Annotated in this window: 2 protein-coding genes; both read left to right on the plus strand. The window is 75.6% G+C overall.

All coding sequences use genetic code 11. The annotated features are described in order from the left end of the window. Positions 1-2,921, plus strand: a 2,921-nt coding sequence (locus tag PV350_RS26460) for an SDR family NAD(P)-dependent oxidoreductase (RefSeq protein WP_500336453.1), incomplete at its 5' end; no start/stop codon positions are given. A 50-nt stretch (positions 2,922-2,971) separates the two neighbouring features. Continuing rightward, the coding region (locus PV350_RS26465; protein WP_500336455.1) for a beta-ketoacyl synthase N-terminal-like domain-containing protein at positions 2,972-7,157 on the plus strand (4,186 nt) is incomplete at its 3' end.

The raw sequence follows: 7,157 nt of genomic DNA on the forward strand, positions 1-7,157 counted from the left end.
TCATGGGGGCGCTGCAGGAGCGGTTCCCGGTGTCGGGGGACATCGATCCGGAGCGGCTGGGTGAGCTGCGCACGCTGGACGACATCGCCGGGTTCCTCGGCGGCGTTGCCACGCCGGCACCGGTAGAGACGCCGGAGGCTGCTCCTGTTGCTGCCGACTCTGCGGTGCTCGATGCGCTGCTTGAGGTGGTGGCGGAGAAGACGGGTTATCCGGCGGAGATGCTGGAGCCGGGGATGGATCTCGAAGCCGACCTGGGGATCGATTCGATCAAGCGGGTGCAGATCATGGGGGCGCTGCAGGAGCGGTTCCCGGTGTCGGGGGACATCGATCCGGAGCGGCTGGGTGAGCTGCGCACGCTGGACGACATCGCCGGGTTCCTCGCCGGTGCCTCCGCTTCCACCACCGGCCCCGCGCCCGTCCCCGCGACCCGTGCGGAGGCGCCGCTGACGGTGACGTACCCGGCCGCGTCCGGGATCGGGCGGACGTTCGCGGCGTTACGCGAACTGCCCGCGCCGTACGCGGTCGTGGGGGCGTACGCCGAGCAGCGGACCGCGCTCGTGGTGGACGACGGGTCGACGCTGACCCGGCCGGTGGTGGCCGCGCTGCGCGCGGACGGCTGGCGGGTGGAGGTCGTGGGGCTGCCCGACGGGGTGGCGACCGCGGCCGAGGCGGACGCCGTACGGTCGCTGCGGACGTGGGACGCCGACGAACTGGCCCGCGTCGTGACGGCGGGCAGGCTCGACCTCGTCGTCCAGGTGGCGGCCGCGGCCGCGGAAGAGTGGGCCGACGCCGCACGGCGGCTGGCGCACACCGTGCTCGTGGCCCGGCAGACGCAGCCCGCGCTGAAGGCCGCGGCGGCCGGGGGCACGCGCGCGGCGTTCGTGGCGGTCACGCAGCTGGACGGGGCGAACGGCTACCGCGGTGGTGCGTCCGGCCCGGCGCTGCTGGGCGGTGTGAGCGGACTGGTGAAGACCCTCGCCATCGAGGTGCCGGAACTGTTCACCCGCACCGTGGACTTCGCGCCCGGGCTGGACGACCACACGATCGCGGCCCGCTTCCTGGGCGAGATCAAGGACCTGGCGGGCGACCTCGCCGACGTCGGGCACGACGCGCAGGGCCGCCGCACCGTCGTGCCGTCGGCGGACGTACCGGCCGGGCCCGCGGTGGCCGTGCCGGAGATCGGCGCGGACGACCTGCTCGTGGTGACCGGCGGAGCGCGCGGCATCACGGCGGACTGCCTGCGGGCGCTGGTGGCGGCGCGCCCGGCGGGGCTCCTGCTGCTCGGCCGCAGCGAGGCCGCCCCGGAGCCCGAGTGGGCCGCCGGGCTGGAGGGTGCGACGCTGAAGGGCGCGATCGCCCGGCGGATCGCCGCCGGCGGCGAGAAGCCGACCCCGCGCGGGGTGGAGGCGGTCTACCGGGAGCTGACGGGCAGCCGGGAGATCTCGGAGAACCTGCGCCGGCTGCGGGCGTACGGCGGGAGCGTGGAGTACGTCGCCGTCGACATCACCGACGCCGCCGCGGTGCGGACCGCCCTGGCCCCGTACGCGCCCCGGGTCACCGGGGTCGTGCACGGCGCGGGTGTGCTGGCCGACCGGCTGATCGCGGACAAGACGGCGGAGGAGGTCCACCGGGTCCTCGGCACCAAGATCGTCGGCTTGGGCAACGTCCTGGACGCGCTGCGCGGCACCGCCGCCCTGCGGCACCTGGTGTTCTTCTCCTCGGTCGCCGGGTTCTTCGGCAACCGCGGCCAGTCCGACTACGCCGTGGCCAACGAGGCGCTGAACCGGCTCGCCGTACGGCTCAAGCGGGAGCTGCCGTCGGCCCGGGTGACCTCGGTCAACTGGGGTGCCTGGGACGGCGGGATGGTCACCGACGACCTGCGCCGGATGTTCGCCTCCCGTGGGGTGGAGCTGGTGCCGGTCGCGACCGGGGCGGGCATCTTCGCCGAGCAGTTCACGGCGGAGCGCGGCCACGACACGGTCATCGTGGCGGGCCCGCTGAAGCCGCTGTCGGCGCCGCCCGCCACCGGGTCCGGCGCGCCGGTGTCGCTGCTGGTGGACCGTGGGCTCGACCGGCTGGCCGCCGAGACGGTGCTGGCCGACCACGCGATCGGCGGCAGGCGGGTGCTGCCCGCCACCGCCGCGGTCGGCGCCCTGCTCAACGCCGTCGAGACGGCGACCGATGGGACGGTCACCGAGGTCAGCGGGTTCAAGGTCTTCAAGGGGGTCGTCCTGGACGGCGCCGAGGGCGAGGTCCCCGAGCGGCTGCGGCTGTTCGTGGAGCCCGGCCGGAACGCCGGTCCCGGCACCCTGGACGTGCTGGCCTCCGCCGTCGACACCGCCGGGCGCAGCCGCCCCGCGTACGGCGGCACCGTCGGCACGGCCGGACCCGGTCCGCGTCCCGCGGACCGCGCGGACCTCGCCGAGGCGGCCCGCGCGGCGAGCGGCACCGACGCCGGCTACCTCTACCGCGACGGCACGCTCTTCCACGGCCCGTCGCTGCGCGGGCTGCGCCGGATCCTCGCCTCGGACGAGCACCGGCTGCTGCTCGGCGCCCGTCTCGGCGACCCCGTCCCGGCGCACGGCGCCTACCACGGCCTGCGGCACAGCCCCGTCCTGGCCGACCTGCTGCTGCAGGCCGGGCTGGTGTGGGTCCGGCTGTTCCGCGGCCGGGCGAGCCTGCCGATGGAGGTCTCCCGGATCCGGCTCTTCGCCCCCCTGCCCGCCGACGAGGACTTCCTGATCGTGGTGGAGGACGTCCGGCCGGCCACGACCGGGGTGACCTGCTCGATCACCGCGCTCGACCGCGAGGGCCGGGTCCTGCAGGTGCTCGACGGGGTGGCGTTGGTCGAGGACCCGGAACTGGAGGGCAAGTTCGGGCCCTCCGGACGGTCCGGCGCGACCGCCGCCGTCCCGGTCTGACGACCGCCGACCCGACCGGACCGACTCGGACACTCGGAGGCTGACCCACCATGGGCAAGTACGCGATCGTCGGCCTGGCCTGCCTCTTCCCCGGGGCAGGGACACCCGACGACTACTGGCGGAACCTGACCGGCGGCGTGGACTCGCGCACCGACGGGGACAGCCGGATCTTCGGGCAGGACCCAGGGGTCCGCGAGACCGACCCCGACGACCGGCACCGCATCTACTGCACCCGGGGCGGGTTCCTCACGGAGGGGGACGCGACGGCCTTCGACCCGAGCGGATACCTGCTCCCGTCCGACTACCTGGCCGGCCTGGACCGCTCGTTCCACTGGGCGCTCCGGGTGGCCGGGGACGCTCTGGCCGACGCGGGCTCTCCCCCCGGCGCCGCGGCCGGCCGGAGCGGACGGAGGACCGGGGTGGTGTTCGGGAACTACCCGTTCCCCACCCCGGCCTCCGGCAGGGTCGCCGGAGAGTTGTGGGACTCGGCGGTGGCCCGGGGACTGGCGGACGCCGGTCTCCCGGCGGCACCCGGCGGCGACCCCGCCGGGGCCGCCGGCCCGGCGGGCACCGCCGCCGCCCACAACCTGTGGGCGGGCGGGATGCCCGCCCAGGTGGTGGCCGCGGCGCTCGGCCTCGACGGGCCCCGCTTCACCCTGGACGCCGCCTGCTCCTCCGCGCTGTACGCGCTGAAGCTGGCCTGCGCCCACCTGGAGACGGGCCGCGCCGACCTGATGCTGGCGGGCGGGGTCTGCGCCCCCGACCCGACCGTCATCCACCTGTCCTTCTCCGACCTTCGGGCCTATCCGCCGGACGGCTTCAGCCAGCCCTTCGACGCCCGCTCCCGGGGCATCGTCACCGGCCAGGGCGCCGCCATGGTCGCCGTGAAGCGCCTGGCCGACGCCCGGCGCGACGGCGACCGGGTGTACGCGGTCGTCGACGCGCTCGCCCTCACCAACGACGGCCCGGGCAAGCACATGCTGGTGCCGAACGCCGCCGGGCAGCTCGCCGCGTACGAACTCGCCTACCTCGAGGCGGGCGTGGAGCCCTCGGCCGTCCAGTACCTGGAGTGCCACGCCACCGGGACCCCGCTCGGCGACAGCACCGAACTCGGCGGGGTCGAGGCGTTCTTCGGCCGCGGACCGCTGCTGGGGTCGGTCAAGTCCAACATCGGCCACCTGCTGACCGTGGCCGGCATGACCAGCCTCATCAAGGTCGTCCTCGGCCTGTCGCACGGCACGATCCCGCCCACCATCGGCGTCGGGCAGCCCCTGCCGGGGACCGTCGCCGACCGGGTCGTCCGTGAGGCGGTGGCCTGGCCCGAGCCCGCGGGCGGCGGTCCCCGCCGGGCCGGCGTCTCGGCCTTCGGCTTCGGCGGTACGAACGCGCACGTCGTCCTCTCGGCCCCCGACCCCGCCCCCGACCGTGACCGCGACCGCGTTCCGGAGCCCGCTTCCGCAGCGACGCCGGTGCCGCCGCTGGCCGTCATCGGCATGGGCGCGCACTTCGGTTCGTTCACCACGCTGGACGCCTTCGAGCGCGCCGGGTACGAGGGCCTGGACGCCGTGCGCGCGCTGCCCGGACAGCGGTGGCGCGGCTTCGAGGACGTCGAGGGCGGCCCCCTCGCCCGGGCCGGGCTCGCCGGCGAGCACGCGCCGAGGGCCGCGTACGTCGAGGAGTTCGAGGTCGACGCGACCTCGTACAAGATCCCGCCCAAGGACCTCGACCACTTCAACCAGCAGCACCTGCTGATGATGCGCGTCGCCGAGGAGGCGCTGCGCGACGCCGGGTACGAGCGGCCGCGCCCCGGCACCGGCGGGGACGCCGGGCCGCGCCGGGTCGCCGTCGTCGTCGGCATGGAGATGGAACCGAGCGCGCACGGCCACGGTTCACGCTACGAACTGGGCCGCAAGCTCGCCGACTGGTGCGCGCAGGCCGGCGTGGAGCCCACCCCCGGGCAACTGGCCGAGCTCACCCGGGCCGCCCGCAACGGCGTCCACGACTCCATCGAGCCCAACGAGGTGCTCAGTTACATCGGCAACATCATGGCCAGCCGGGTCTCCTCGCTGTGGAACCTGACCGGCCCCTCCTTCACCCTCTCCTCCGACAGTTCGGTGGGCGTCGACGCCCTCGACGTCGCCCGGTTGCTGCTGCTCGACCCGACCGTCGAGGCCGTCCTCGTCGGCGCCGTCGACCTCGCGGCCGGGCCCGAGAACACCCTCGCCCGCGAACTGCTGGAGCCCGGCTCGGTCCGGGACGGGCTGCGCGTCCTCGGCGAGGGTGCCGGGGCCGTCGTCGTCACCCGGCCCGCGTCGGTGCCGCCGGGACGGACCGTGTACGCCACGGTGGAGGCCGTCGCCGTCCACCACCGCGGGGACGTAACCCCCGGGGCCCGCCCCGAACTGGTCGCCCGCGCCGCCGAGGACGCGCTGGCCGCCGCCGGGCTCACCCCGGCCGACGTCGAACTCGTCGAGGCGGGCGCCGCTACCGCCGCCGAACGCGAGGGCCTGGCCCGGGTCTGGACCCGTGACCGGGCCGGCGGCGAGCTGCGCACCGCGTTGTCCGCAGTCCACGCCTGCGTCGGCGACACCGGCTGCGCCTCCGCGCTCGCCTCCGTCATCCGGGCCGCGCTGTGCCTGCACCACGCCTACTTCCCGGTCGCCCCGGGCGGCGGAGCCGTCCCTCCGGACGGCTCCGCCTTCTTCCTCCCCGCCGACTCCCGCCCCTGGCTGCGGGCCCGGCGCGACGGACGGCGCGCGGCGTCGGTGAGCGTCACCGGCACGGCGGGCAGCCACGGCCACGTCGTCCTGGCAGGTGCCATGGTGCGCGGCGAGGTCGCCGAGACCGACTGGGCGCGCTCCGGCGGCGGCCTCGTCGTGCCCGTCGGCGCCGACGACATCGAGGGGCTGCTGCGACGGCTCGGCGAGCTGCGGGCGGCACTCGACGGGGACTGGGCGGCCCTCGCCGAGGACCGCCCCGCCCGGCTCAAGGCCGTCCTCGTCGCCGACGACACCGCCGGGCTCGCCCGGCAGATCGACCAGGCCGTCAAGGACCTGCCGCAGGTGTGGCGGTCGGGCGGGGAGTGGACCTCGCCCTCCGGCAGCCACTTCACCTCCCGGCCGATCGGCACCGGCGGCAGTGCGAAGGTGGCCCTGGTCTTCCCCGGCGCCTTCAACTCCTACCTGGGCCTGGGCCGTTCCCTCTTCCGTGCCTTCCCCGGGCTGCTGCCCCGGTTCGAGGCGCAGGCCGAACTCCCGGCGGAGCTCCTGCGCAGCGCCGCCCTCTACCCGCGTTCCCGTGAGCCCCTCGGACGGCGCGAACTGATGCGCCGGGAGGGCGAACTCGTCGAGGACATCCCCCTGATGCTGGCCGCCGGCACCAGCTACGCGCTGCTGTCGACGGACCTGGTGCGGGAGGTCCTGGGCGTGCCCGTGCAGGGGGCGTTCGGCTACAGCCTCGGGGAGAGCAGCATGCTCTTCGCCACCGGCGGCTGGATCAAGAGCGCCCGCGGGGACGCGAAGATCAGCGCCTCGCCGCTCTTCGACGACATGCTGCGCGGACCCAAGCGCACGGTGCGCGAGCTGTGGGGACTCGGCGACGACGTCCCGGACGCGCGGGTGTGGGCCACGCATGTGCTGCTCGCCACGGCCGACGACGTACGGGCGGCCGTCGAGCGCTTCGACCGGGTCTTCATCACCCACGTCAACACCCCGCAGGAGGTCGTGGTCGCCGGCGACCCCGGCCAGTGCGCCGAGCTCGTCGCCGCACTGGACTGCCGCAGCGCCCGCTCCCCGGCCAACCACGTCATGCACTGCCCGGTCGTCGACGGCGTCCTCGGCGAACTCGCCGACCTCAACCGCTACCCGACCGGCGACGTCGGCGGCCTGACGCTCTACAGCAGCCGGCACTACGCGCCCGTGACCGGCCTCGACCCGGACGCCGTCGCCGCGAACATCGCCGTCACGCTGCGGGAGACGGTCGACTTCCCGCGGCTGGTGCGGCGGGCGTACGCGGACGGGTTCCGCTGCTTCATCGAGGTCGGACCGAGCAGTACGTGCGCCCGCTGGATCCACGAGACGCTCGGCGACGAGCCGCACGTGGCGGTCTCCGTCGACCGGCGCGGGGCACGCGGCGCCGGCGACATCGCCCGCCTCGTGGCCCGACTGGCCTCCCACGGCGTCCCGGTCGACCTCGGCGCGTTCGCGACCCCGGCGTCCGTCTCCGCGTCCGCCGCCC

The sequence above is a fragment of the Streptomyces sp. PA03-6a genome, from assembly GCF_033792765.1.
Classification (GTDB): Bacteria; Actinomycetota; Actinomycetes; order Streptomycetales; family Streptomycetaceae; genus Actinacidiphila.